Annotated in this window: 1 pseudogene; it reads left to right on the forward strand. The window is 57.4% G+C overall.

Annotated features, from left to right (window positions below):
• Positions 1–531, forward strand: a pseudogene (locus tag F4V61_RS22000) (N-acetylmuramidase family protein); the annotation flags it as partial.

Consider the following 531-nt stretch of genomic DNA (forward strand, 5'->3'; position numbering starts at 1 on the left):
ATAAGAACTATGACGAGCTGCTGACCGACATCCGCAAAAACGCGCACGGTTGGTGGTTACTTGGCATTAGTCATTACTGGCACGGGGGGATCCACATCGGGACGTCATCGTCTCCGGCCTCGGTGCTTAATCAGGACACGCCAGAAAAATCCGTGCCGCTCCAGTTCATGATGGACGGCGAGGTGGTGGCATGGCGGGTTAACCGGGATTACGCGGCTATTGAGTGTTACCAGGAACGCCCCCTGCGCCAGTCCGGCACCTTTGTGCTGGTCAAATCGGTGTACAAACCCGACGAGCAGGATGAATCCTCCTGGCTGACGCTGTACCAGCTTTACATGCACATCGCGCCACTGTCAGAATTTCCGAAACGCCCGCTGTACCGGGTCACGCAGAAAGGTCACGGCGTGCGGATGCGCAAACACTCCCGCCACGATGACAGCCGTGAAATCGTGCCGGACGTGCTGGCAAATAAACACGGCCACGCCAGAACGCTGATGCAGGGGGAAACGCTGACCGTGCTGCAACAAAAAT

Origin of the sequence: Salmonella enterica subsp. arizonae (genome assembly GCF_008692845.1) — a bacterium.
GTDB lineage: Bacteria > Pseudomonadota > Gammaproteobacteria > Enterobacterales > Enterobacteriaceae > Salmonella > Salmonella arizonae.